The 23035-nt window shown below is 72.0% G+C and carries 24 protein-coding genes; 17 read left to right on the top strand and 7 right to left on the bottom strand.

What is annotated here, in order from left to right; translation table 11 throughout:
• The first annotated feature begins 7 nt into the window (after positions 1-7).
• From MED01_RS03925 to MED01_RS03915, 3 genes are all read left to right on the top strand, one after another.
• Positions 8-1174 carry an acyl-CoA dehydrogenase family protein gene (locus MED01_RS03925; RefSeq protein ID WP_238667194.1) on the top strand — a complete coding sequence of 389 codons (1167 nt, stop codon included), beginning with the start codon at positions 8-10 and terminating at the stop codon, positions 1172-1174.
• An 82-nt stretch (positions 1175-1256) separates the two neighbouring features.
• Positions 1257-2315 (top strand): type III polyketide synthase, encoded by a 1059-nt coding sequence (locus tag MED01_RS03920; protein ID WP_372493572.1) that lies wholly within the window; start codon positions 1257-1259, stop codon positions 2313-2315.
• Positions 2316-2346: 31 nt separating this feature from the next.
• Positions 2347-2994, top strand: coding sequence for a hypothetical protein (locus MED01_RS03915; RefSeq protein WP_238667192.1), 648 nt, complete (start codon positions 2347-2349; stop codon positions 2992-2994).
• Positions 2995-3002: 8 nt separating this feature from the next.
• On the opposite strand, the gene MED01_RS03910 is transcribed toward MED01_RS03915, so the two are convergent.
• A complete protein-coding gene (locus MED01_RS03910) occupies positions 3003-3695 on the bottom strand; it encodes a hypothetical protein (protein ID WP_238667191.1) in 693 nt (230 codons plus the stop codon).
• A 328-nt stretch (positions 3696-4023) separates the two neighbouring features.
• Here MED01_RS03910 and MED01_RS03905 point away from each other — a divergent pair, with 328 nt between their 5' ends.
• From MED01_RS03905 to MED01_RS03890, 4 genes are read left to right on the top strand one after another with little or no spacing between them, the layout of a single operon-like run.
• Positions 4024-4509 carry a CarD family transcriptional regulator gene (locus tag MED01_RS03905; protein ID WP_088950500.1) on the top strand — a complete coding sequence of 162 codons (486 nt, stop codon included), beginning with the start codon at positions 4024-4026 and terminating at the stop codon, positions 4507-4509.
• 56 nt (positions 4510-4565) lie between these two features.
• Positions 4566-5261, top strand: a complete 696-nt coding sequence (gene ispD / locus MED01_RS03900; protein WP_238667190.1) for a 2-C-methyl-D-erythritol 4-phosphate cytidylyltransferase — start codon at positions 4566-4568, stop codon at positions 5259-5261.
• Between the two features lie 16 nt (positions 5262-5277).
• Complete coding sequence (ispF, locus tag MED01_RS03895; RefSeq protein WP_238667189.1) at positions 5278-5760, top strand: 2-C-methyl-D-erythritol 2,4-cyclodiphosphate synthase; 483 nt, start codon at positions 5278-5280, stop codon at positions 5758-5760.
• 10 nt (positions 5761-5770) lie between these two features.
• Entirely contained in the window at positions 5771-6799 is a 1029-nt protein-coding gene (locus MED01_RS03890) for a tetratricopeptide repeat protein (protein ID WP_238667188.1), read from the top strand.
• Here MED01_RS03890 and MED01_RS03885 read toward each other — a convergent pair.
• Positions 6796-7956 (bottom strand): homogentisate 1,2-dioxygenase, encoded by a 1161-nt coding sequence (locus MED01_RS03885; RefSeq protein ID WP_238667187.1) that lies wholly within the window; start codon positions 7954-7956, stop codon positions 6796-6798. The two genes, MED01_RS03890 and MED01_RS03885, sit on opposite strands and share 4 nt — an antisense overlap.
• Positions 7957-8050: 94 nt before the next feature.
• Here MED01_RS03885 and MED01_RS03880 point away from each other — a divergent pair, with 94 nt between their 5' ends.
• The 6 genes from MED01_RS03880 (at position 8051) to MED01_RS03855 (ending at position 13001) form a co-directional block, all read left to right on the top strand.
• Positions 8051-8920 carry a hypothetical protein gene (locus MED01_RS03880; protein ID WP_238667186.1) on the top strand — a complete coding sequence of 290 codons (870 nt, stop codon included), beginning with the start codon at positions 8051-8053 and terminating at the stop codon, positions 8918-8920.
• Complete coding sequence (fahA, locus tag MED01_RS03875; protein ID WP_238667185.1) at positions 8917-10113, top strand: fumarylacetoacetase; 1197 nt, start codon at positions 8917-8919, stop codon at positions 10111-10113. The genes MED01_RS03880 and fahA overlap by 4 nt, the downstream gene beginning before the upstream one ends.
• A 246-nt stretch (positions 10114-10359) precedes the next feature.
• Positions 10360-10569 carry a DUF397 domain-containing protein gene (locus MED01_RS03870; protein ID WP_030327888.1) on the top strand — a complete coding sequence of 70 codons (210 nt, stop codon included), beginning with the start codon at positions 10360-10362 and terminating at the stop codon, positions 10567-10569.
• Positions 10570-10713: 144 nt separating this feature from the next.
• Positions 10714-11196: an SRPBCC family protein gene (locus MED01_RS03865; protein WP_091403139.1), complete on the top strand. Its 483-nt coding sequence runs from the start codon at positions 10714-10716 to the stop codon at positions 11194-11196.
• A gap of 81 nt (positions 11197-11277) precedes the next feature.
• Positions 11278-12537 carry an outer membrane protein assembly factor BamB family protein gene (locus MED01_RS03860; RefSeq protein ID WP_238667184.1) on the top strand — a complete coding sequence of 420 codons (1260 nt, stop codon included), beginning with the start codon at positions 11278-11280 and terminating at the stop codon, positions 12535-12537.
• A 101-nt stretch (positions 12538-12638) separates the two neighbouring features.
• Entirely contained in the window at positions 12639-13001 is a 363-nt protein-coding gene (locus MED01_RS03855) for an LPXTG cell wall anchor domain-containing protein (protein WP_238667183.1), read from the top strand.
• A gap of 67 nt (positions 13002-13068) precedes the next feature.
• Here the strand turns inward: MED01_RS03855 and MED01_RS03850 are convergent, their stop codons facing one another.
• The gene (locus MED01_RS03850; RefSeq protein ID WP_238667182.1) at positions 13069-13863 is read right to left on the bottom strand and encodes a hypothetical protein; all 795 of its coding nucleotides are present in this window, start codon (positions 13861-13863) and stop codon (positions 13069-13071) included.
• Between the two features lie 262 nt (positions 13864-14125).
• Positions 14126-14680 carry a hypothetical protein gene (locus MED01_RS03845; RefSeq protein WP_238667181.1) on the bottom strand — a complete coding sequence of 185 codons (555 nt, stop codon included), beginning with the start codon at positions 14678-14680 and terminating at the stop codon, positions 14126-14128.
• Positions 14681-14987: 307 nt separating this feature from the next.
• On the opposite strand from MED01_RS03845, the gene MED01_RS03840 reads away from it, so the two are divergent.
• Complete coding sequence (locus tag MED01_RS03840) at positions 14988-15443, top strand: hypothetical protein (protein WP_238667180.1); 456 nt, start codon at positions 14988-14990, stop codon at positions 15441-15443.
• Positions 15444-15541: 98 nt separating this feature from the next.
• Here the strand turns inward: MED01_RS03840 and hisC are convergent, their stop codons facing one another.
• From hisC to hppD, 3 genes are all read right to left on the bottom strand, one after another.
• Positions 15542-16645 carry a histidinol-phosphate transaminase gene (gene hisC / locus MED01_RS03835; RefSeq protein ID WP_238667179.1) on the bottom strand — a complete coding sequence of 368 codons (1104 nt, stop codon included), beginning with the start codon at positions 16643-16645 and terminating at the stop codon, positions 15542-15544.
• Positions 16642-17634: an RDD family protein gene (locus MED01_RS03830; RefSeq protein WP_238667178.1), complete on the bottom strand. Its 993-nt coding sequence runs from the start codon at positions 17632-17634 to the stop codon at positions 16642-16644. Before MED01_RS03830 ends, hisC begins: the two co-directional genes overlap by 4 nt.
• 195 nt (positions 17635-17829) lie before the next feature.
• Complete coding sequence (gene hppD / locus MED01_RS03825; RefSeq protein ID WP_238667177.1) at positions 17830-19035, bottom strand: 4-hydroxyphenylpyruvate dioxygenase; 1206 nt, start codon at positions 19033-19035, stop codon at positions 17830-17832.
• 139 nt (positions 19036-19174) lie between these two features.
• On the opposite strand from hppD, the gene MED01_RS03820 reads away from it, so the two are divergent.
• The 3 genes from MED01_RS03820 (at position 19175) to MED01_RS03810 (ending at position 22990) form a co-directional block, all read left to right on the top strand.
• Positions 19175-19678 (top strand): Lrp/AsnC family transcriptional regulator, encoded by a 504-nt coding sequence (locus MED01_RS03820; protein ID WP_238667176.1) that lies wholly within the window; start codon positions 19175-19177, stop codon positions 19676-19678.
• A gap of 72 nt (positions 19679-19750) precedes the next feature.
• Positions 19751-21196 (top strand): outer membrane protein assembly factor BamB family protein, encoded by a 1446-nt coding sequence (locus tag MED01_RS03815; RefSeq protein WP_372493570.1) that lies wholly within the window; start codon positions 19751-19753, stop codon positions 21194-21196.
• 126 nt (positions 21197-21322) lie between these two features.
• The gene (locus MED01_RS03810) at positions 21323-22990 is read left to right on the top strand and encodes a fumarate hydratase (RefSeq protein ID WP_238667174.1); all 1668 of its coding nucleotides are present in this window, start codon (positions 21323-21325) and stop codon (positions 22988-22990) included.
• Positions 22991-23035 lie beyond the last annotated feature (45 nt).

Raw genomic sequence — 23035 nt, 5'->3', positions numbered from 1 at the left:
GAACGAGATGACGGTGCACGCGCTCGAGGCAGCACGCCGGTTGGCGCCGCGGTTCGCCGCGCGGGCGGCCGAGCACGACCGGGACGGTTCCTTCCCAGTGGACGACTTCGCCGACCTGCGCGAGGCCGGCCTGTTCGGGCTGATGGTGCCCCGGGCGCTCGGCGGTCTGGGCGCCACCTTCGCCGAGTACGCCGCGGTGGCCACTGAGCTTGCCCGGGGCAACGGTGCGACCGCCCTGGTGTTCAACATGCACGCCTCGGTGACCGGCGCGCTGGGCGCGGTCACCGAGGAGTTGGCCGAGGCGCTGGGCGTACCCGACGAGGCGCTGGCCGCCCGCGACCGGCTGCTCAGCGCGGCGGCGCAGGGCTCCTGGTACGCGGTGGCGATGAGCGAGCGGGGCGCGGGCGCGCGGCTGTCCCAGCTGACCACTGCGTACGAGCCGACCGACGGGGGCTGGCATCTCAAGGGCAGCAAGACCTTCTGCTCCGGCGCCGGGCACGCGGACGGCTACCTGGTGGCGGCACGCAGCACGGCCGACCAGTCGGTGGTCTCACAGTTCCTGGTGCCGGCCGGTGACGGGCTGACCGTGGAGCGGACCTGGGACTCACTCGGCATGCGCGCCACCTCCTCCCACGACCTGCACCTGGACGTCACAGTGCCCGCCGACCGGCTGCTCGGTGGGGTGGAGGGGCTTGCGCTGGTGGTCGCCCAGCTGATGCCGCACTGGTTGGTGGCCAGCTACGCGGCCGTCTACGTGGGGGTCGCCCGTGCGGCGATCGACGCGGCGGCCGAGCACCTCAACGCCCGCAACCTGGCCGGCCTGCCGGCGGTGCGGGCCCGGCTGGGTCGGGCGGACGCGGCGACGGCCGCCGCTCATTTGGTGGTGGCCGAGGCGGCCCGCCGGGTGGACGAGGCGCCCGGTGACGAGGAGACCAACCGTTGGGTGTGGCGGGCGAAGCTGCTCGCCGGCACCACGGCCGCCGAGGTGGCGGCGTCGGTCCTGGAGGCGGCGGGCACCTCGGCGACCCGCCGTGGACATCCGCTGGAGCGGCTCTACCGCGACGCCCGCTGCGGCTCGCTGCACCCGGCCACGTCGGACGTCTGCGCCGACTGGCTCGGCATCGCCGCGCTCGGCGGCGACCCGGATCGTGACGGATCGGCACCGCGTTGGTGAGCCCGCCACGGGCTCGCGCGGAGGAACGACCAGCCGAGGTGGCTGGTGGGACGGCCAGGGGGAGGACAGCATCTGACGAGAGGTGGGGATCGTGTTCGTACCAGTGATCGCGGGGCTCGGGACAGCGCAGCCGCCGTCCGCTTCGCAGGACGAGTTGTGGGAGGGCTTCTTCTCCCGGCACTTCTCCGGCACCACCCGGTCGTTGGCCCAGCGGATCTTCGCCAACTCGGGGGTGACCCGGCGGCAGGCCGCTGTCAATCCGCTGCTGGAGGACGTCTCGGACTGGCCGACCGAGCGCCGGATGCGCCGCTACCAGGTGGAGGCGCTGCCGCTGGGCAAGGAGGCGGTGGGTCGGGCGTTGACGGCGGCCGGGCTGAGCGCCGGCGACATCGGGCTGTTCATCGTCTGCTCCTGCACCGGGTACGCCACCCCGGGGCTGGACATCCTGCTCGCCCGGGACCTGGGCATGGCCGCCGACACCCAACGGATGTTCATCGGCCACATGGGCTGTTACGCGGCGTTGCCGGGGCTCGGCGCGGCGAGTGACTTCGTCTCCGCCCGGGGGCGACCGGCGCTGCTGCTCTGTGCGGAGCTGACCAGCCTGCACATTCAACCGTCCAGCGCCCGGGTGGACACCCAGCAGATCGTCTCCCACGCGCTCTTCTCGGACGCCGCGGTCGCCGCGGTGGTCGTGCCTGGTGGCTCGGGGTACGCGGTGCGCGAGGTCACCGCCGTCACCGACACCTCGACCGCCGACCACATGACCTGGGACGTCACCGACGCGGGGTTCCGGATGGGCTTGTCGCCGAAGGTCCCGCAGGTGCTGTCGAGGCACGTACGGGGGCTGGTAGACGATCTGTTGGCCCGGCACGGCGTCACCAGCTCCGAGGTGGACGGTTGGGCGGTGCACCCGGGCGGGCCGCGGATCCTCAACGTGGTGGAGCGGGAGTTGGCGCTGCCCCCGCTGGGGCTGGCGGCGTCCAGGGCGACACTGGACGAGCACGGCAACTGCTCGTCGCCGACAGTGTTGCTGATCCTGGACCGGTTGGGTCGGGCGACACCGGCGGCTCGGCGCATCGTCATGCTGGCCTTCGGCCCCGGCCTCACCCTGTACGCCGCTCTGCTCGATCGACAGGACTGAACCTCGTCGGCCCGGCCGGTACGCTCAGGGGGTGGATGCGACAGCGGACGACCGGCTGCGCTCGGTGGTGCTGTTCGGTGCTGCGGTGGCCGTTCTGGTCGTCGGCGGCTGGTGGTGGCGTGCCGCCGCGCCAGCGTCGACGGCGGGGGCGACTGTCCCTTCGGCGGTGGCGGTGCCATCGGTCGGGCCGAGCGTCAGCACCCGGATGGAACGTCTCCTCGCGGCTGCGGAGCCTGACGAGCGGGTGACGGTGCGGATGAACCCGAGCACCGGCGAGGTCGTCCGGGTGGAGAGCGGTTCGCGGGTGGTGATCGACCCGGCGACGGGCTCGATCAGCGACATCGAGGGTGATCCCGAGGTGCTCTTCCCCGCGGGTGACCTGCCCACGTTCCGCGAGACGATCTGGCGAGAGCAGCGGGGCCTCGCTCCGGGCCAGGCACTGACCCGGCAGGCCGGCAACGACGGTGGGCGTTACCTGCTCCAGTACCGGTGCACCCGCCCGGGCACGATGGCGGTTACCAGCACCGGGGCCGAGATCGTCGGTCAGTCGCGCATCGACTGTGACGGCACGATCGCCAATGCCGAGGTGCTGCCCGGCGGCGGGCCGTTCCGGGTGTCGTTCTCGGCCGTCGACCGGCCCATCGACATTCAGGCGCAGCTCGTCGCGCTGCCGCTCTAGGCGCGGCGTCAGCCGGCCAGGACGCTCAGATCGTTCCGGTAGGTGTCGCTGGTGCCCAGCTCGGGCAGCACCCGCGTGACGAGGCCGGCCCGGTCGACGAGGAGGGCGGTCGCGGCGCCGGGGCGGGCCGGCTGGCCGAGGAACGAACGCAGGCCTCCGGCGGGGTCGGCCAGGGCGCGAGCCTGCCTCTCGATGGTGGGCCTGGCCGGCGGCGTCCGCCCTCCGGTGACGGTGACCACGGAGACGCCGCCGGGCGCGGCTGCCAGGGCGTCGCCGACCCGGTCCGGGCAGGGACAGCCGTCCAACAGAATGATCATGGCGGGTAGCAGGCCGCGCAGTGGCACGGGTGCGTCGTCCGCGTCGACCAGGTCCAGTGCGGGCAGCGCCCGACCGACGAGGGTCGCGGGTGGCGACCAGGGGGCCGGGGTCGGCCGGTCGGCGCCGCGGTTGGCGCGGGGCCAGGTGACCGCCAGCAGGCCGGCCAGCGTGGTGAGGACCGCCACCAGCAGGACCACCAGCGGCAGGCCCAGGGCCTGGTGACCGCCCGGGAGGCTGCCGGCCCGGCGCAGCTCACGGCGGATCTGAGTGGCCTCGGCGGCCAGCGCGGAGGCGTCGTCGGGAACCACCACGCGGCCCCATTCGGGCGGGAGGCCGGGCAGGCCGTCGGCTGGCCCGTGCCCCTCTGCGTCCGGCTTGCCCATCGGACCTCCTGGAAGCGTCTCGAGAGCTGAGTGCGGCTCGGTCTCCAGGGTCGCGCACCAGGGGCTCCTCCCGCTACATCTGGGCGCGGTCCTGCTGGCCGGGCTACCATGGGAGGAGCGCATAGCCCTTGATCTCGACGTTCTGTTCACCCGTACCGGGCAGTCATTTGCGCGTTACGGAGCGTGTTCGAACCATCGGTTTGACCGCCTGTCAAGCTGAAGCAAGACCTCTCACAGGGCCCCTGAGCTGCGCCAACGGTCAGGACATCGGTGAGACATCGGTGCCTGAGCGTGTTACCCTAGACACAGCGAAAGGGGTTTCGAACCTATGGTTTTCAGTGTCGGCGAGACCGTTGTTTACCCCCACCACGGGGCCGCACTCATCGAGGCAATCGAGACTCGGATCATCAAGGGCGAGCCTAAGAAATATCTCGTCCTGAGGGTCGCGCAGGGTGACCTGACGGTCCGGGTGCCGGCCGAAAATGCCGAGATCGTGGGCGTCCGCGAGGTGGTCGGCGAAGAGGGCCTCGGGAAGGTCTTCGACGTTCTCCGGGCTCCGCACACCGAGGAGCCGACCAACTGGTCGCGGCGTTACAAGGCCAACCTGGAAAAGCTGGCTTCCGGCAACCCGCTGAAGGTCGCCGAGGTCGTGCGTGACCTGTGGCGCCGGGAGCGGGAGCGGGGCCTCTCTGCGGGCGAGAAGCGGATGCTCGCCAAGGCCCGTGACATTCTCGTCGGCGAGGTCGCGCTGGCCGAGAAGAGCACCAAGGACGAGGCGGAGACGCTGCTCGACAAGGTCCTCACCGAGGCCTAGTCGGCACAGCATCGTCGTACCCACTTCGTAGTGAACAAACCACCGAGGACCGCGACGTGACCGCGCAGCTCAATCCGCGCGGTGACGTCGCGGTCCTCGTGCCTGCGGCGGGTGCCGGCGTACGGCTCGGCCCCGGCCGACCCAAGGCGCTGCGCCTGCTCGCCGGTGAGCCGCTGTTGGTGCACGCCGTGCGTCGACTGGCCGCCGCGCCGTCGGTGCACACCATCGTGGTGGCCGCGCCGGCCGCCGAGGTGCAGGCCGTCCGCGAGCTGTTGGCCCCGGTCGCCCCGGTGATCGTGGTGCCCGGTGGTGCCGAACGGCAGGCGTCGGTGGCCGCGGCGCTGGCTGCGGTGCCCGCCGGCCCGACGATCGTCCTGGTGCACGATGCCGCCCGGGCGCTCACCCCACCTGAGCTGGTCGAATCCGTCGCGGCGGCGGTGCGTGGCGGGCGTGATGCGGTGATTCCGGTCCTGCCGGTCGTCGACACGATCAAGGAAGTCGGTGCCGACGAGGTGGTGCTCGGCACCGTCGACCGTTCCGCCCTGCGCGCGGTGCAGACCCCGCAGGGTTTCCGTCGGGCAGTGCTCAGCGCCGCCCACGCCGCCGCCGGTGACTCCCTCACCGACGACGCCGGGCTGGTCGAGAAGCAGGGCGTCGCGGTGAGCTGCGTGCCCGGCTCGGAGTACGCACTGAAAATCACTCGACCGTTCGACCTGGCTCTGGCCGAGCATCTGCTTGCCGCAGCCGATTGACGCGTACCCTCTGCTCATGATCGTTCCCCGGGTGGCCATCGGCACCGACGTGCACGCGTTCGAGCCGGGCCGGCCGTGCTGGGTGGCTGGGCTGCTCTGGCCCGACCAGGACGGCCTCGCCGGGCACTCGGACGCCGACGTGGCCGCGCACGCCGCCTGCAACGCGTTGCTCTCCGCCGCCGGTCTCGGTGATCTCGGTTCCGCCTTCGGGGTGGGCCAGCCGGAGTGGGCCGGCGCGTCCGGGGTGGCTCTGCTGACCGAGACGGCCCGTCGGGTGCGCGCCGCCGGCCTGGAGATCGGCAACGTGTCCGTGCAGGTCATCGGCAACCGCCCCAAGATCGGCCGGCGTCGGGCGGAGGCGCAGGAGGTTCTCTCCGCCGCCGTCGGCGCCCCGGTCACCGTCTCGGCGGCGACCACCGACGGGCTCGGCTTCGCCGGCCGCGAGGAAGGGTTGGCCGGGGTCGCGGTGGCCCTGGTGTACGACGCGTCGGCCGCCTAAGCTCGCCGCGATGTCCAGCGACCCCACCCCCGACCAGTCCGCCGCCGACGGCTACGTCCAGCGGGCCCAACTCCTCGCCGAACTCGGCCGCTACGACGAGGCGGCCGGGGAGCTGGCCTACGGGTTGGCCCTCCAGCCGGATGACGTCGACGCGCTCACCATGCTGGCCCGGGTGCACCTGGCCGCCGACCGCCCGGCCGAGGCGCTCACCGCCGCCGACACGGCAGTGGCCGCCGCACCGGAGGCCCTGCCGCCGCTGGCCGCCAGGGGGATGGCCCTGGCCGACCTGGAGCGCTACAGCGAGTCGGCTGCCACCGCCGATCGGATCCTCACCCTCGGCCCGGCCGACGCGTACGCCCAGCGGAGCGCGGCGGCGATCCTGGCCGGCGCCCGCAACGGCCAGCCGGCGCTGAACGCGGCCTGGCGCGGTGTCGAGCTGGCCCCGCAGGAGCCGCAGGCGCACCTGGTGCTCAGCCTGGTCGCCGCCCGCCTGAACCTGTTCGACCTGGCCGAGCGGGCCTACCGGGAGGCGCTGCGGCTCGACCCACGGATCGGCGAGGCCGGCCACGACGTTGGCGTCATGCGGCTGGAGCAGCGCCGCTGGTCGGAGGCGTTGGAGCACGTCGCCGAGGCGGTGACGGTCAGCCCGAGCCGGATCGACTCGCCACGGACCCTCGCGTACGGGCTGCACCGCCTGGTGCTCTACGGCGCGGGGTGGTCGCTGGTCGCGGCGGTGCTGGTCGCGTTCGCGGCGTCGGCGAGCGACGGGTTCTCCCGCGTCCTGGCGGTGCTCGCCGCCCTCACCGGCGGGATCATCGTCTGGCAGCTCGCGGCTCGGCTGCCCGGGCTGACCCGGACCGTCCTGCCCGCCCTGCTGCACTCGGACCGGGCGATGGCCCTGGCCATCTACGCCGTGGCCGCCGCGCCGCTGCTGCTGCTGGTGTACGCCGTGGTCGGCTCCCCGTGGCCCCTGGTGCTGGCCATCGCCACCACGGCGGTGGCCGAGTTCGCCGTGTTCACGCGTACCGCCATCCGCTAGCGCGCCCAGGTCCAGGCGTAACCCTCGTCCTCGCAGGAGCTGGCGGCGTCGCAGAGATCCAGCGGGCGGAAAGTGTCGACCATGACGGCCAGCTCGTCGAAGTAGTCCGCGCCGATGGAACGCTCGGCGGCACCCGGCTGGGGGCCGTGGGTGAAACCGGACGGGTGCAGGGAGATCGAGCCCTGCTCGATGCCGGAGCCGCGCCGAGCCTCGTAGTTGCCGCCGGTGTAGAAGAGCATCTCGTCGGAGTCGACGTTATGGTGGTTGTACGGCACCGGGATCGACTGCGGGTGATAGTCGACCTTGCGCGGCACGAACGAGCAGATGACGAAGTTGGGCCCCTGGAAGGTCTGGTGCACCGGCGGGGGCTGGTGGATGCGGCCGGTGATCGGCTCGAAGTCGTGGATGGAGAACGCCCACGGGTAGAGGTGCCCGTCCCAGCCGACCACGTCGAACGGGTGGTGGGCGTAGACGTAGCGGGTCCACCCGCGTCGGTGCCGGACCAGCACCTCGACCTCATCGCCGTCGACGAGCAGCGGGGCGTCGGGGCCGCGTACGTCCCGCTCGCAGTACGGCGAGTGCTCCAGGAACTGGCCGCGCACGGAGAGGTAGCGCTTGGGCGGGCCGATGTGCCCGGACGCCTCGACGGCGAGCAGCCGGACGGGCTGGTCGCCGGTGGGCACCAGCCGGTGGATGGTCGAGGTGGGGATGACGACGTAGTCGCCGGCGACCGCGTCCAGCACGCCGAACGGAGACTCGACCCGAAGGGTGCCCGACTCGACGTAGAGGCAGTGGTCCCCGGTGGCGTCGCGGAACAGCGGTGAGGGTCGGTCGGCGACCACGTAACCGATCCGTACGTCGTCGTTGGCGAGCAGGTACTGCCGGCCGAGAATGGGGTCGGAACCGCCGGTGTCCAGTTTGTGGGTGCGCAGGTGGCGGGGCTTGAGCGGCAGGTTCGGCACCCGGGTGAAGGCGGGTGGGGTGAACTCGTCGGCGGCCAGGATCGCGGTGGGCGCGTGCCGGTGGTAGAGCAGGGACGAGTCGGAGGAGAAGCCCTCCTGGCCCATCAGCTCCTCGGCGTAGAGGCTGCCGTCGGGCTGCCGGAACTGGGTGTGGCGCTTGCGCGGCACCTCGCCGACGCTGCGGTAGTACGGCATCTCGCCTCCCGATATTTCCCGTTCACCGGCCGAGGGCGTCCGATAATCGGACGCTGTTGTCCGTTCCTCGTAGCGTCCCGTACATTCTTGTTCCGTGTCAACGCAGGTGCCAGCACTCCTCCACGGCCTGGTGGACGACGCCGCCGTCTTCCCACCGGGCAGCGCCGCGCTGCACGACGCACTGGTCGCCCACCGCCAGCACCGCGCCGCCTGGTACGCCGACCTGGTCGGCCCACTGCTGATCCCCGCGTCGGACGTGGCCGCCGGTGCGCTGAGCGGTCTCGTCGACCCGGGCGAGGGCCTGGTGGTCGGGGTGATCGGTGACACCGGGATCGGGAACCTGCCGTTCGCGCTGTCGTTTCTCGCCCCCGACGGCGTCACCGCGCGTCAGGTCGAGGTGGCGGTCGCCAAGCGCGGCGAGGACCCGCTGCCCGGCATCGCCGAGTTGCTGCGCCTGACCGACGCGCTACCGGGCGTGGAAACCGTCTACGCCGAACTGCCGCTGACCTTCGGGCTGATGGGCGCACTGGATGCGCTCGTCGCCGCACGGGCCGACGGGGTGCCGATCGCTGCCAAGTTCCGCACCGGCGGCCTGGCCGCCGAGCTCTTCCCCACCCCGACCGAGTTGGCCACTGTGATCTGCGCCTGCCGGGACCGGGGCCTGCCGTTCAAGCTCACCGCCGGACTGCACCAGGCGATCCGACACCTGGACCCGGAGACCGGGTTCACCCACCACGGCTACGCCAACGTACTGGCCGCGACACTGGCCGCCGCCGACGGTGACGGTGTGCGCTCGGTCGCCGAACTGCTCACAGTGGTCGACCCGCGCCCACTGGTGGAGCGCACGACGGCACGACTGGACGGGCCTCGCCCCCTGTGGGTGGGCTTCGGCTCGTGCAGCATCCTGGAACCACTGACCGATCTGATCCGGCTTGGGCTGGTGAACGGGGGCTACGACGCATGACCTGGGTGACCGGCGCCGACGGTTCGCCGTACGGGGTGACGAACCTGCCGTACGGGGTGTTCCGGCAGAACGGGGGCCCGTCGCGGATCGGCGTACGGATCGGGTCGTGGGTCTTCGACCTCGCGGCGGCCGAGGCCGCCGAGCTGGTGCTGGCCGCCGGCACGCTGTGCCGGCCCGTGCTCAACGACTTCATGGCCCTGGGGCGTCCGCAGTGGACGGCGGCACGGCAGCGGATCGCCGAGCTGCTGACCGACCCGGCGCACCGGGAGGCGGTGGAGCCGCTGCTGGTGCCCCTCGACGACGTGGAGTTGCTGCTCCCCATCGAGGTGGCCGACTACGTCGACTTCTACTCATCCGTTCACCACGCGTCGAACGTCGGGCAGATCTTCCGCCCCGGTCAGCCGCCGCTGCTGCCCAACTGGAAGCACCTGCCGATCGGCTACCACGGCCGGGCCGGCACCGTGGTCGTCTCCGGCACGCCGGTGACCCGGCCGACCGGGCAGCGGGCCTCCGCCGAGGGCCCGGTCACCGGCCCATCGGTACGCCTCGACATCGAGGCCGAGGTCGGCTTCGTGGTGGGCGTACCCAGCGCGTTGGGCGACCGGGTTTCCGTTGACGACTTCGCCGAGCACGTCTTCGGGGTGGTGCTGGTCAACGACTGGTCGGCCCGCGACATCCAGGCCTGGGAGTATCAGCCGCTCGGCCCGTTCCTCGGCAAGTCGTTCGCCACCTCGGTCTCGGCCTGGGTGACGCCACTGGACGCCCTCGCCGACGCCTTTGTGCCGGCCCCCGACCAGGACCCGCCGGTGGTCGACTACCTGCGGGACGTGCCGCACCTGGGCCTGGACCTGCGCCTGGCGGTCGAGTGGAACGGCGACCAGGTCAGTGAGCCCCCGTTCGCCACGATGTACTGGACCCCGGCGCAGCAGTTGGCGCACCTCACCGTCAACGGAGCTTCGCTGCGCACCGGCGACCTGTACGCCTCCGGGACCGTCTCCGGCCCGGACCGGGGACAGGTCGGGTCCTTCCTGGAACTGACCTGGGGTGGGGCCGAGCCGGTCACCGTGGGCGGCGAGAGCCGTACCTTCCTCAACGACGGCGACACGGTGACCATCACCGCCACCGCGCCCGGCCCGGACGGCACCACCATCGCCCTCGGTGAGGTGTCCGGCACTGTTCGTCCGGCCCGTTGAAGCCGGGGCTGCGGCCCAGCACGTCAACGGCTTCCACTGCCGAGTCGGATTACTGCGCCCCCTCCGGAGCGCTCTGACCATCTGGTCTTCGAGTCGTCTCGTTCACGGGACTCTTGATCGCACAGCGGGTGCGATCAAGAGCCCTCGTTGCGCCGTTGGTCACGCGGATCAAGTCGTCCCACACGAGCCGGGCCCACGCCCGGCCACAGCGGTGGGGCAATCCCGACGCACACGGAGGTAACGACGATGCACGATCTTGCGGGCGCGGTCTGGCGTACCAGCAGCCGCTCAAACGACCAGGGGCTCTGCGTGGAAGTGGCGGACAACCTGGTCGACGTCCATGGTCTGGTCGGAGTCCGCGACTCCAAGGACCAGGCCGGTCCCACACTCGCGGTCAGCCCGCCGGGGTGGACGGCGTTCATCGGCGCCATTCGGGCCGGTCGCTTCGAGCGCTGACCGGCGCTTCGGCGCCGGTCGACGACGACCGGTGCCGGAGCGACCGCCCAATCGGACAGCGTGGCCCCCGGGTGGTGGAAATTCCGCTCCGGGGGCCCCGTCCGGCCCTCACTCCGCGTACCGTCGGGGACACGGGAGGGTGGCATGTCGACGGTGGCGATTACCGGAATCATCGAGGCGCACGCTGTCGACGTCTGGCGTCTGCTGACCGACCTGCCCGGCCGCGCCGCCCGGTTGACCGCAGCCGGCCCGATCGAAGTGCTCACCCCGGGTTCGTTCGGGCCCGGCACCTCCTGGCGCGAGGAACGGGTCCAGCCGGGCGGCGGCACGCTGACCGAGGAGTTCCTGGTGGTCGAGGCGCTCGCACCGCAGCGACTGGTGCTCTGCTCCTCTGGCACCGGCGCCGACTACCGCATCACCTGGAGCCTGCGGCCGGTCCGCCGCCGCCGTCGGGGCTGCACCGCGATCACCGTCACCCACGAGGCGGTGCCGACCGCACCGTACGGTCGGGTGGTGGCACTGTTGCTCGGCGGGCTTGCCGCGCGGGCGGTCGAGGCGGCGCTCTGGCGTGATCTCGCCGACCTTGCCGTGGCGGCCGGTGCCACCGGCTCCGTCGAAGCCGCCTGAGTGCCAGGCCGTCAGCCGTCGCCGTGACCTGAACGGGGTCCGGCCCTCTCCGCTGGGTAGGGTGCCGGGCGGAGGTGCGGCATGAGGTTCCCGAGAGGCCGGCGACGGCTCGCGATCGTGGTCGCGGCGCTGCTCGCGACGGCAGCCGTCGCGGTCATCGTCCACCGGGTCCTCGCACCGGCTGAGGTGAGCACCGTGGCACGGGCCGACTACCCGGCCCCGGCCCGGCCTGCCGCCGGAGTGATCGGTCGGTTGCCGGTCGCCCCGTTGATCGTCGACGGGAGACTGCGGGTGTACGCCGCACACCGCCAGGTCTACGCCGACCGGCCGGTTGACGGCCGGTACCGGACCAGCCCGTACTGGTCGTACCGGCGGTGGCCGGCCGAGCTGACCGGTGTGGTGGCGAGCGGCAGCACTGTGGTCAGCCGCTGGTCCGACGGGCAGCTCGTCGCACTCGACGCCCGGACCGGCGGGGTGCTCTGGCGAGCCGATGGACCGGAGCCCGTGGAGAGCACGGCGCCGGTGCGGCGTACCTGGGCGGCGACCGTCTGGGATGCGCCAGGCCTCCAGCTCACCGACCTTCCCGACGGGCGGGTCGTGCTGGTGGTGACCGGGGATGCCCAGGCGCGTGGAGTCGAGCTGAGCGGCGGCCGGGAGCTGTGGCGGGTCGAGCTGCCCGGCGGCAGGTGCCGTAGTGATGTCGGCACCAGCGCCACCGGGCTGCTCATCGGTCTGGACACCTGCGCCGGAGCGGCCACTGTCGAGTTCCGGGACGCGGCGACGGGCGAGGTACGTGAGCGTTGGCGTCCGCCGGGCGGCCCGGACGGGTTTGTGGTGACGCCACTCGGCTGTCGTACCGGTGGATCGGATTGTCTGGGGTTGCGGACCGCCGGGCCGGGTGACGAGGGCGGTCAGGGTTGGCTGTTGACTGCCGGGTCGCCGGTCGCCGCCCCCGCGTTGGATCCGGCCGGTGCCGCGCTGGTCGGTGAGCAGTCAGTCGCCGTGCTCGACGGCGTGGTGGTGGGTCGATCGGCGCGTACGGGCGGCGAGCTGTGGCGGTCCGCGGGCCTGGGTGCGGCTCGGGTACTGGCCGGGCAGCCTGGCCGGGTGCACCTGCTGACCGAGGCGAACGATCTGGTGACGCTGGATCCGGTGACCGGTAGGCAGTTGTCCCGCTTCGCGCTCAATGTCGGCTCGGACGGGACCGGCTGGGCACCCGGGGCGGTGACGGCCGAGGACGGGTTCGTCGCGATCGAGCGGCTCCGAAGGCCGGTCGACCCCACCGGCGACGACCGGCGCTACTACTACACCGGCGAGACGGTGATTCTGGCCGCCACCTGATCGTGGCGTCTTCGGCCTCGGAACACCGAACCATTCCATTCCTTTTGTCGTGAAAGGGTACGTTTTTCACGGTTCAGGTTTCCGGTGGAAGGGGTCGGCGCATGGCCAGGACAGCAGCCAACTACCTCGTGGGCGGCGCGCTCGCCGCCACCGCGGGCCTGGCGTTGGCGGCGTCGCCGGTGCTGGCCGCCGACCCCGCCTCGGCGCGGGGCTTCGGCGTCGTACGGGCCGAGCCGTCGGCGGGCACGGGAGTCACCTTCGAGATCCTGCCGGCGTCGCCGACACCGCCTCCGACTCAGCCGCCGCCCACGTCCACGCCGACGGCACCACCCCAGCCCACACCGAGTCACGGCGGTGAGTTGCCGGTCACCGGGTCGGGCGGGTCGGTGCTGCTCCTCGCCGTGCTGGGCGCAGCCCTGCTCGCCGCCGGGTGGATCGCCGCCCGCCGGAGCAGGCCGAGCTGACGGGCCCCGGCCGGAGCAGGCCGAGCTGACGGGCCGGCCGGAGCAGGCGCTCGGGCTGCCCGCGCGATCATCGGCCGGCCGGGGTGCGCTCCCTCGGGCGGATGGTGGGAGGCCGAGGCTGCCCGGATCGGCGGGACCGGCGGGCCAGCATGGCGAGGCCGACGACCAGCAGCAGGCCCACGACCGCCGCGGCCACTGTCCACCCGGAGAGGATCCGGGAGACGACACTGCCCCGTTTCCCGACCTGACCAGCCTCGGGGAACGTGACCTGCGCGGTGACGCTCCGCTTCACCAGGCCGCTCTCCAGGTTCACCTCCGCCTTCCAGGGGCCGTTCGGCAACGTGGTCGGGAGTCGGGCGATGACCTGCCCGGAGGCGCCCGGCGCCAGCGTGACGCCCTGCCCGACCGGAAACGGGCCGGCCCGACTGCCGGCCGGGCCGTCGCTCAGGATGACCGCGCCGGTCAGGTCGATGGCACGGCCTCCGGTGTTGGTGACCTGGACGGTCAGCGACGGTTCGCCCTCGGGGCTGCGAGCCGGGCGCATCTCGCCGATCGAGAAGTCGGAGGCGGGTTCGCCGCCGGGCCCGACGTCGAGGTACATCCGGACTCCGACCCGGTGGACCTGGGTGATCTCGCCGCCGGCCCGAGGCGTCGAGGCGGTGGACGCCCAGACCACCCCGTACCGCTCGCCCCGGGAAGCGGCCGGCGGCACGGTGATGGTCGCTCGGACCCGGGTCTCTGCCCACGGTCCCAGCTCGACCGAGCGCTCGTCGAGGGTGACCCAGGTGGTCAGCTCGTTCTCGGCGCGACCCTCGCCGAAGCGGAACCCCGCGTCCTCCAGGGTCGCCGCCGCCGGGTACACGTCGACCCGACGGGTCTGGTCGGTGCGGTTGACGATCAGCAGTTGCCGCTTGATGGTGGTGCCCGGCGGTAGGTGGTCGACGATGTAGCGCAGCGCCCGGGGGTCGGTGCGGCGCTCGGTCGGGGCTTCCAGCAGCCGGATCCCGATGGTGCCGTCGTCCGGGCCCGCATCCGGTTCGACCGCGCCGGCCCGGGTCGACAGACCCGGACCGGCAAGGCAGAACAGGGCGAGCGCGACCGCGATGATCGACCGCCCCCGACGGCTACGCCACGGAATGTGTCACCGTGCCGGTGTAGACGCCCGCGATGCTGTCCAGCGGAACGTTGACCACCAGGGTGGGGTTCCAGGCAGCGGTGTTGCCGCCGGTGCCGCCACTGTGGGTGAAGGCGGTGAGCGGGGTGACGCTGTCCAGCGCTGCGGCGTCGCCGGCGGTGGCCTGCCCCGGCGTGAAGGTGCCGTCACCGGTGGTCGCCGTCGCCGGGCCGGACCAGTAGTCGATCTCGGACGGCAGCACCGTCTCGGGTGGCGAGCCGCCGCCGGTCTGGAAGACCGTCGCGGTCACCGAGGCGACCCAGGAGGCGTCGGCGGCACCTCGGGAGTCGTCGACCGTCACGACGCCGAGCTGGCCGGTGATGGTGCCACCGGGAGCGCCGTCACCGAGGTCGGCGGCGGCCGGCGCGGTGATGTCGAGGGTGCCGGCGAGCACCTCGAACGTGGTGTCGGTGGTGTCGGTGGGCGCGGCGGCAGCCGGCGCGGCGAGGAATCCCACCATCGCCGCTGCGGCCGCTCCGGCCAGAAAGATCTTGGCAGTGCGCACTGTTCGGTACCCCGTTTTCTCGAAGTGAGCCGGCGCGGTTCATCGGCAACCGGCTGATTCGGAATATAGGGCATAAAATACATCAACCCGGACAAACGTCCCCTAGTTCACGACGAAGGTGATGGCCGCCTGGCCGGGCCGGAGAACAACGTCTCCAGCAACTGCAGCACGGCCTCCGAGAACTCGGGCAGCGCGTACGCGCCCTACCGCGAAGCCTGGAGGCTGTACTGCTGGCCGTGGCCGCCCGGCGGCTTGACGAACGAGGTGAGGTTCATCAGGCTCGTCCGGCCTGGATTGGAGACGCGAAATGCGTGCTGGTCGTTACGCCGTATGCCTGGCCATCGGCATGGTCGTCCCCCTGCTGATGGTCAGCGGCTGCACCGGTGACACGGCGAGACGATCGGCGCCGCCGTCCGAACCCCCCTCACCCGCCGTGCCGAGCCGGCCTTCCCCCACTCCGGAAGCGCCGACGGGGTGGTTTCCGGCCGGTCGGGTGCTGCTGGCCGGCCCGCTGGCAGAGCAGAAGGAAGCAACAATCGCCGATGTCGTTCCCAGTGAGGCCAGCTTCACTGTGTATTTCGTCTGCACCGGAGGAGGTCGGATCGCACTGGACGTGAAGACCGCCGCTCCGCTGCGATATCCCTGCGACGGAGTGCCCAACCTGTCCCAGGTCTTCGTCGACAAGGGCGTCTCGACCGATCTTGCCGTCGGGGTCGAGGGTGACGCGCAGTGGCGACTGGCGGTGGTCGACGGAGCGCCCTAGTCGGCTACTGGCGGGCGGAGCAGCTGAGTGCTGTCCCGCCCGCCCCGTCGTTCGTCCCCTGCCCGTGGGCGGTACCGCCCACGACGGCGAGCTGTCCCTCAGGCCAGCGCGGCCTCGGCCGCAGCCAGGAACGCGTCGTTCTCGGCCGGGGTGCCGATGGTGACCCGGACCCCGTCCCCGGCGAACGGCCGCACGATCACACCGCGCGCCTCGCACGCCTTGCCGAACGCCACGGCCCGCTCGCCCAGCGGCAGCCAGACGAAGTTGGCCTGGCTCGCCGGCACCTCGGGCACGAACTTGCGCAGCGCCTCGGTGACCCGGTCCCGCTCGGCGACGACAAGGGCGCAGCGGCGCTCCATCTCCGCCACCTGGGTCAGCGCGGCGAGCGCCCCGGCCTGGGCTGCCGTGCTGCTGGAGAACGGGGTCGCCACCTTACGGATGGCTGCGGCCACCACCGGCTGGGCAACCAGCCAACCCATGCGCAGCCCCGCGAGCCCCCACGCCTTCGACAGCGTGCGCAGCACCGCCACGTTCGGCCGGTCCAGGTAGTCGAGACCGTCCGGCACCTCCGCGTCGGTGACGAACTCCCGGTACGCCTCGTCGATGACCACCAGAACGTCGTCCGGCACCGCGTCGAGGAACCGGTCCAACTCGGCCCGGCGCACCGCCGTACCGGTGGGGTTGTTCGGGTTGCAGACGAAAATCACCCGGGTCCGGTCGGTCACCGCCGCAGCCATCGCCGCCAGGTCGTGCCCGTGCCCGGCGTCGTTGGGCACCCGCACGCTTGTCGCGCCGCTGGTCGCCACGATGATCGGGTACGCCTCGAAGGACCGCCACGAGTAGAGCACCTCGTCACCGGGCAGGCAGGTGGCCCGCACCAGGTGCTCGGCCAGCGCCACCGAACCGCAGCCGGTGGCGATCCGATCGGCGTCCACCCCGTACCGCTGGGCCAGCGCGTCCCGCAGCGCGACCACACCCATGTCCGGGTAGCGGTGCGAGGTGGTGATCGCCTCGGTGACCGCCTCCACCACGCCGGGCAGCGGCCCGTACGGCACCTCGTTGCTGGCCAGCTTGATGGCCTCCGGCAGGCCCAACTCCCGGGCCAGGTCGGCGGGGCTGCGCCCCGGCACGTAGCTGGGCAGCGCGTCCAGGTCGACGCGGGTCAGCCGCAGCGCCGGCTGGTGACGTCCGGAGTCGGTCATGGGGTGTCTCCCGGGGGCTGGTTACGGTCGTTCGAGGGGGCGGTATCGATGTGCTGGGGGACCTCGACGACCACCGTCTGCGCGCGCTTGTCATGCAGCGCCTGGCGCAGGGGGTGGTCGAAGAGGGGAGAGAGAGAATCGACCAGTTGCAGCACCAGGCCCAGCCCGGCGCAGTACCAGAGCAGAGTCGGCAGGCCCAGCGTGCTCCACCGGCTCAGCGCGCGGCGGACGCCCAGCGGCTGGTCGGCGGCCATCGGCACCGCCCGGATCCGCATCACCCGCTTGCCGACGGTCTGCCCGCCGGAAGCCATCGTCGGCACCTCGTACGCCAGCCAGAGCGCCGTGGCGATCAGCAGAATCGCCACCAGCAGAGAATTCGCCTGCTCACTGGGGAGCGGCAGGCCGTCGGCGGAGGTGTCGCCGCGCGACGCGCGCCGGAAGACCTCCTGCCAGTACGGCGCCCACTCCTGAGCCCAGCGCCAGACGAACCAGCCGTTGACAACCACGTTCAGTGCGAAGACGAGGCCGAAGTCGATCAGCCGGGCGACCAACCTACGGCCGTAGCCGGCCAACCTGAAACCGTGCGGTAGGGGCTCCGGCGGTCGTCCGGGCCAGCCGGGGTGACCGGCCGGAGGCGCCCAGCCGGGAGGGGCACCCGGCGGGGTCCAGCCCGGCGGACCGCCCTGCGGGCCCCAGCCGGGAGGGCCGGCCTGCGGTCCCCAGCCCGGGCCGTGCCCCGGCTGCTGGCCGTACCCAGGGGGTGGGCCCTGCTGGGGTGACCAACCCGGCGCGCCGGTCGCCGACTCGGGGGTAGTCGCCGCCGCGGGCGCGGCCGGGGTGACCGGCGCGGGCGGCGGCTCGGGCGGCGGCGGACCATCCGGTGGGGTGGCGTCGACGGGAATGGGCGCACCGAGCCAGCCCTCGCCGTCCCAGTAACGCCGGGTCTCGGTGTCGGAGGGGTCGACGTACCAACCAGGTTGAACGCTCACGCCGCCACCAGTCCGCTTTGCTCGCTCACGGGGACACCTTAACGACGACTGCTCGCGTGAACTCGGCATGGCGGTACTGCGGGGCGTACCCCTGGAGGTTTGGTCCGGGCTGCGGCGCGAAGCCGCCGGCGGTGGGTCGGGGCCCACCGGCCGGCGGCGTCGGGTACGACGGAGGTTGCGTCACGCTTGCAAGTGTTACAGGTTGCCGCGGGCTTCCTGCTCCCGCTCGATCGCCTGGAAGAGCGCCTTGAAGTTGCCCTTGCCGAAGCCCAGCGAGCCGTGCCGCTCGATCAGCTCGAAGAAGACAGTGGGACGGTCCTGGACCGGCTTGGTGAAGATCTGGAGCAGGTAGCCGTCCTCGTCCCGGTCGACCAGGATCTTGCGGGCCTTCAGCTCCTCGATCGGCACCCGCACGTTGCCGATCCGCTCGCGCAGCTCCGGGTCGTCGTAGTACGAGTCCGGGGTGTCCAGGAACTCCAGACCAGCAGCGCGCATCGCGTCGACGCTGGCGAGGATGTCGTTGGTGGCGACGGCGATGTGCTGCGCGCCCGGGCCCTGGTAGAACTCCAGGTACTCGTCGATCTGGGACTTCTTGCGGGCGATCGCCGGCTCGTTGAGCGGGAACTTCACCTTGCGGGTGCCGTTCGCCACGACCTTGCTCATCAGCGCCGAGTAGTCGGTGGCGATGTCGTCGCCGACGAACTCCGCCATGTTGGAGAAGCCCATCACCCGCTTGTAGAACTCGACCCACTCGTCCATCCGGCCCAGCTCCACGTTGCCGACCACGTGGTCGACGGCCTGGAAGAAGCGCTTCGGCTGAATGCCGGCGTCGATCATCGGCTGCCGGTCCACGATCGGGCCCCGGGCCACGAAGCCGGGCAGGAACGGGCCGGTGTAGCGGGACCGGTCGACAAGCGTGTGCCGGGTGTCGCCGTACGCGGCGATGGCTGCCATCCGGACGGTGCCGTGCTCGTCGGTCACCTCGTGCGGCTCGACGACGCTGGCGGCGCCCTGCGCGATGGCGTGCGCGTACGCGGCGTCCACGTTCGGGACCTCCAGCGCGATGTCGCTGATCCCGTCGCTGTGTCGGGCCACGTGCTCGGCGCCCTCGGCGTCCGGGCGCACCGCACCGGTCAGCACGAACCGGGCCGAGCCGCTGGTCAGCACGTACTGGGCGTGGTCCCGGTAGCCCTGCTCGGGGCCGCGGTACGCCACGCAGGTCATGCCGAAGGCGGTGGAGTAGTAGTGCGCGGCCTGCTTGGCGTTGCCGACCAGGAAGTGCACGTGGTCGAGGCCCCGCACCGGGAACGGGTCGTGGCTGATGTCGTGGTCGACAGCGCCGACGAGCCGGTCGACGTCGACGTCCTCGGTCGACTGGGGTCGGTCGATCGCCTGGGTCATGGTGGGCTCCCTCGCGTACCGGCCGGCCTTGTGGGCCGCCGTGGTCGGTTCTTGTGGCGAGGATCGCTGCCCCGGCATCGAGTGGGCAACTGTTGGCAGAAATGCTGGTCAGGTTGCGCATTCGGTATGGTCGTCACTCATGAATGGTGAGCAGAATGTACAGCTCGACGTGCTCGATGTGCGCTTGATCGAACTGCTCGCCGAGGAGCCGCGGATCGGGGTGCTGGAGTGCTCCCGGCGGCTCGGGGTGGCCCGGGGCACAGTGCAGGCGAGGCTGGACAAGCTCGTCGAGCGGCGGGTCATCGAGGGCTTCGGCCCCGAGATCGCGCCGGCCGCGATCGGGTTCGGGGTGACCAGCTTCGTCACCCTGGAGATCAGTCAGCGGCACGGTCACGACCCGGTCACCGCTCACCTCGCCGCCATCCCCGAGGTGCTGGAGGCGCACACCATCACCGGCTCCAGCGATCTGCTCTGCCGGATCGTGGCCCGTTCCAACACCGACCTGCAACGGGTCATCGACCAGATCGTCTCGTCCGCCGGCATCACCCGCGCCTCGACGATCATCGCGCTGGCCGAGCAGATCCCCTACCGCACGCTGCCGCTGGTGCGTAGCGCTGTTCGGGCGGAGGGAAGGGCGCTGTAACACCTCCGAGCGCAGAAAGCGCGGCGACACGGCGGCGCGGGCGTACGGAAGATCCGTGATCGTGGCTACGGTGTGCGGGTGGCGAAGGGGAGCGTGCGCGGTGGGCTGCTGCTCGGCCTCGCCGTGGTCGTCGCGCTCGCCGCCACCGGCGTGTGGAATCCGTTCCCCGGCCTGTGGGACTGGGTGGACCGCAGCGAACCCATCTCCGAGCCCGACGTGGTCTGGCAGCAACGGGTCGGCGGCACCCCGCGCAGCGTGACCATCGCCGGCGACGCCGTAGTGGTCGAGCAACGCACCCGGGTGGAGGCTCGCAGCCTGGCCACCGGCGCCCAGCTCTGGGAGCGCAAGGCGGACTGGGCGGCGGTCGCCGGTGGCGACCGGGACCCGGTAGTGGCCGTGGGCAAGCTCCTGGTCAAGGGGTACGAGCTGCTCGACCCGACGACCGGGGCGACCCGGCGGCGTGACGATGACGCGGTGGCCGTCTGGACGTACCGCAACCTGCTCCTCGACGCCAGGTGCACGGACGCCACCGACTGCACCCTGAGCGCCTGGGACCCGCGTGGCACGGCGCCGCTCTGGACGGCCTTCCTGCCCGGGGTGCACAGCGGCCTGCTCGCCGACAACCCCGGCCTGCGGGGCACCCGCCGGCTCACCGCCACCCGCATCGACGACGGCGTGGCCGGGGCGGAGGCCGCGCCACCGCTGCTGGGCTTCCCGGTCGACGGTCGGGTCCACGTGGTCGACACCGCCACCGGCCGGGTGCTGCAGAACGTCGAGCCCGACCGGGAGGAGCGGCTCTCCGTGGTGGGCGGCCGGCTGCTGCGGATCGCCGCCCGCTCCCAGGACGGCACCTGTTACTTCGCCATCTCCGCCCGGGACTCGGCGACAGGGCAGGAGGCCTGGCAGCGGGCCGGCATCAACCTGCGCACCGCCGACTCCGCCGGCTGCGTGCAACGCGAGGACCCGCAGGGTGCGCGGAACGTGCTGATCGGCGTCGCCCCGGACGGCCGCGAGGCGGTCATCGACGGGTACGACGGAAGGCTGCTCTGGGTCGGTGCGGCGGGCACCAAGTTGATCGCGGTGGACGATCGTTCGGCGGTGTTCCGAGCCGCCGACAAGCGCTCGGTCATCGCCCGTGAGCTGGGCACCGAGAAGGTGCTCTGGACGCGACAGGCCAGCGGCAAGGCCACAGCCGCCCTCACCCCGTACGCGGCGGTGGTGGCCGACGAGAAGCCGTCCCGGCTGGCGGCACTTGACCCGCGCACCGGCCGGGAGCTGGCCGCCCTGCGCACCTCGGCGAACGCCCTCGCCGTCGGGTCCCAGGGGATGATCATCGGCGAGGGGCGGGAGATCGGGTACGTCCGCTTCGGCGGCGCGTCCGGAAGCTCGCCCGCCCGACCGCCCGGCGATGGTGGGAATCCCGGGCCGGGCGGCCCTGGCCCCGACGGGCCGAACAACGGCGACTGCGGGCCGAAGAGGGAACTCTGCCCCGACCCGGGCGGTGGCAAGGACGGTTGAGCGGGGCGGTTCGCCCGATGATCCGGATCGCGGACGGGCCCGGCACGCCCGGTGGATGAGAGCGGCGTCCCAGGACCCGCCCGGCGGGTGGGAGTGATCGACCGGTCTGCCCTAGGCTTGCCGCTCATGAGCAGTGCCGCCGCATTCTCGTACGCCCCTCTGCTGCCGACCGGCCCGGACCAGACGGACTATCGCCTGGTCACCGACGAGGGCGTGGACGTCGTACACGGCCCCGGAGGTCGTCGGTTCCTCACCGTGGAGCCGGCCGCGCTCACCGCGCTGACCGCCGAGGCGATGCACGACATCGCGCACTTCCTGCGCCCCGCGCACCTGGCGCAGCTCCGGGCGATCATCGACGATCCGGCCGCCTCGCCGAACGACCGGTTCGTCGCGCTGGACCTGCTGCGCAACGCCAACATCGCCGCCGGCGGTGTCCTGCCCATGTGCCAGGACACCGGCACCGCCATCGTGATGGGCAAACGCGGTCGGCACGTGCTGACCGACGGTGCCGACGCGGAAGCCATCTCCCGAGGCGTCTACCAGGCGTACACCAAGCTCAATCTGCGCTACTCCCAGCTCGCCCCGCTGACCATGTGGGACGAACGGAACACCGGCAGCAACCTGCCCGCCCAGGTGGACCTGTACGCCGAGGACCCGGACGGGCACCCCGACGCGTACAAGTTCCTGTTCATGGCCAAGGGCGGTGGCTCGGCCAACAAGTCGTACCTCTACCAGGAGACGAAGGCGCTGCTCAACCCAACGCGGATGATGCAGTTCCTGGAGGAGAAGCTGCGGCTGATCGGCACCGCGGCCTGCCCGCCGTACCACCTGGCCATCGTCATCGGCGGCACCTCCGCCGAGTACGCCCTGAAGACCGCCAAGTACGCCAGCGCCAAGTATCTCGACGCGCTGCCGACCTCTGGTTCGATGAGCGCGCACGGCTTCCGCGACCTGGAGCTGGAGGCGGAGGTGCTGGAGCTGACCCGCAACTTCGGCATCGGCGCGCAGTTCGGTGGGCGGTACTTCTGCCACGACGTACGGGTGGTCCGGCTGCCCCGGCATGGTGCGTCCTGCCCGGTGGCGATCGCCGTCTCCTGCTCGGCGGACCGCCAGGCCGTCGCGAAGATCACCCCGTCGGGCGTGTGGCTGGAGCGGCTCGAAACCGACCCGGCGCGGTTCCTGCCCGACGTCACCGACGATTCGCTCGACGCGGAGCTGGTGGTCCGGGTCGACCTCAACCGGCCGATGGACGAGATCCGCGCGGAGCTGTCGAAGTACCCGGTGAAGACGCGCCTCTCGCTCTCCGGGCCGCTCGTGGTCGCCCGGGACATCGCCCACGCCAAGATCGCCGAGCGTTTGGACGCCGGTGAGCCGATGCCGCAGTACCTGCGTGACCACGCCGTCTACTACGCAGGCCCGGCGAAGACCCCCGAGGGGTACGCGTCCGGCTCGTTCGGCCCGACCACCGCCGGCCGGATGGACGCCTACGTGGAGAAGTTCCAGGCGGCCGGCGGCTCCCAGGTGATGCTGGCCAAGGGCAACCGGTCGGGTCAGGTGACCCGCTCCTGCCAGCAGCACGGCGGCTTCTACCTCGGCTCGATCGGCGGCCCCGCCGCCCGCCTCGCCCAGGACTGCATCAAGCACGTCGAGGTGCTCGAATACGCGGAGCTGGGCATGGAGGCGGTCTGGAAGATCGAGGTGGAGGACTTCCCCGCCTTCATCGTGGTCGACGACAAGGGCAACGACTTCTTCGCCGAGGTCACCAAGCCGGTGCTCACCGTCGGTCGCCGCTGACTCGACAGGTACGCGATCGGGCGCCGGGCGAATTCGCCCGGCGCC

This window comes from Micromonospora alfalfae, from assembly GCF_022230925.1.
GTDB classification, from domain to species: Bacteria; Actinomycetota; Actinomycetes; order Mycobacteriales; family Micromonosporaceae; genus Micromonospora; species Micromonospora alfalfae.
Note: the sequence above shows the minus strand (reverse complement) of the source record. Positions and strands in the feature narration are given on the sequence as shown.

Excerpts from the sequence above, each read along its gene's own strand:
- MED01_RS03865 (WP_091403139.1), top strand. The coding sequence starts at position 10,714 with ATGTCGACGGTGGCGATTACCGGAATCATCGAGGCGCACGCTGTCGAC.
- hppD (WP_238667177.1), bottom strand. The coding sequence starts at position 19,035 with ATGACCCAGGCGATCGACCGACCCCAGTCGACCGAGGACGTCGACGTC.
- MED01_RS03860 (WP_238667184.1), top strand. The coding sequence starts at position 11,278 with ATGAGGTTCCCGAGAGGCCGGCGACGGCTCGCGATCGTGGTCGCGGCG.
- hisC (WP_238667179.1), bottom strand. The coding sequence starts at position 16,645 with ATGACCGACTCCGGACGTCACCAGCCGGCGCTGCGGCTGACCCGCGTC.
- MED01_RS03890 (WP_238667188.1), top strand. The coding sequence starts at position 5,771 with ATGTCCAGCGACCCCACCCCCGACCAGTCCGCCGCCGACGGCTACGTC.
- ispF (WP_238667189.1), top strand. The coding sequence starts at position 5,278 with ATGATCGTTCCCCGGGTGGCCATCGGCACCGACGTGCACGCGTTCGAG.
- MED01_RS03910 (WP_238667191.1), bottom strand. The coding sequence starts at position 3,695 with ATGGGCAAGCCGGACGCAGAGGGGCACGGGCCAGCCGACGGCCTGCCC.
- MED01_RS03870 (WP_030327888.1), top strand. The coding sequence starts at position 10,360 with ATGCACGATCTTGCGGGCGCGGTCTGGCGTACCAGCAGCCGCTCAAAC.
- fahA (WP_238667185.1), top strand. The coding sequence starts at position 8,917 with ATGACCTGGGTGACCGGCGCCGACGGTTCGCCGTACGGGGTGACGAAC.
- MED01_RS03840 (WP_238667180.1), top strand. The coding sequence starts at position 14,988 with ATGCGTGCTGGTCGTTACGCCGTATGCCTGGCCATCGGCATGGTCGTC.
- MED01_RS03885 (WP_238667187.1), bottom strand. The coding sequence starts at position 7,956 with ATGCCGTACTACCGCAGCGTCGGCGAGGTGCCGCGCAAGCGCCACACC.
- MED01_RS03855 (WP_238667183.1), top strand. The coding sequence starts at position 12,639 with ATGGCCAGGACAGCAGCCAACTACCTCGTGGGCGGCGCGCTCGCCGCC.
- MED01_RS03925 (WP_238667194.1), top strand. The coding sequence starts at position 8 with ATGACGGTGCACGCGCTCGAGGCAGCACGCCGGTTGGCGCCGCGGTTC.
- MED01_RS03905 (WP_088950500.1), top strand. The coding sequence starts at position 4,024 with ATGGTTTTCAGTGTCGGCGAGACCGTTGTTTACCCCCACCACGGGGCC.
- MED01_RS03810 (WP_238667174.1), top strand. The coding sequence starts at position 21,323 with ATGAGCAGTGCCGCCGCATTCTCGTACGCCCCTCTGCTGCCGACCGGC.
- MED01_RS03820 (WP_238667176.1), top strand. The coding sequence starts at position 19,175 with ATGAATGGTGAGCAGAATGTACAGCTCGACGTGCTCGATGTGCGCTTG.